Origin of the sequence: Halomonas sp. ATBC28, assembly GCF_005937175.1 — a bacterium.
Taxonomy (GTDB): domain Bacteria; phylum Pseudomonadota; class Gammaproteobacteria; order Pseudomonadales; family Halomonadaceae; genus Vreelandella; species Vreelandella titanicae.
The window spans coordinates 1-425 of the sequence record NZ_VCQL01000130.1 but is presented as its reverse complement, the minus strand read 5'-3'; the positions used below and the strand labels follow the sequence as shown (position 1 = coordinate 425).

Annotated in this window: 1 protein-coding gene; it reads left to right on the top strand. The window is 51.8% G+C overall.

Going from position 1 to position 425, the window contains the following annotated elements:
• Window positions 1–178 precede the first annotated feature (178 nt).
• Window positions 179–425, top strand: a 247-nt coding sequence (locus E0L35_RS25670) for an SgrR family transcriptional regulator (RefSeq protein WP_171051244.1), incomplete at its 3' end; no start/stop codon positions are given.

Here is a 425-nt window from a genome sequence, read left to right as displayed (position 1 = left end):
AAGCATGGTTAATCGTTATGGGACGCTTAACCAACGCAACCAGCACAACTTCGCTGTCGCAGTAAAATAGTGCTGATAAAACTGACGCATGGAGCAACTCCTTGCTTCATCGTTAGGAATTATTGACTTAATATAGGGAAAATAAAATTGCTGTCTTTTGCGCAGGAGTTCCCCTTTTATGCCATCTGCTCGTCTGCAACAACAGTTCATCCGCCTGTGGCAATGCTGCGAGGGTAAATCTCAGGAGACCACGCTCAACGAACTGGCAGCGTTACTGAGTTGCTCGCGTCGTCATATGCGCACCCTGCTCAACACCATGCAGGATCGCGGCTGGCTGACGTGGGAAGCGGAAGTCGGGCGCGGTAAACGCTCGCGTCTGACATTCCTCTATACCGGGCTGGCGCTTCAGCAACAGCGAGCGGAAG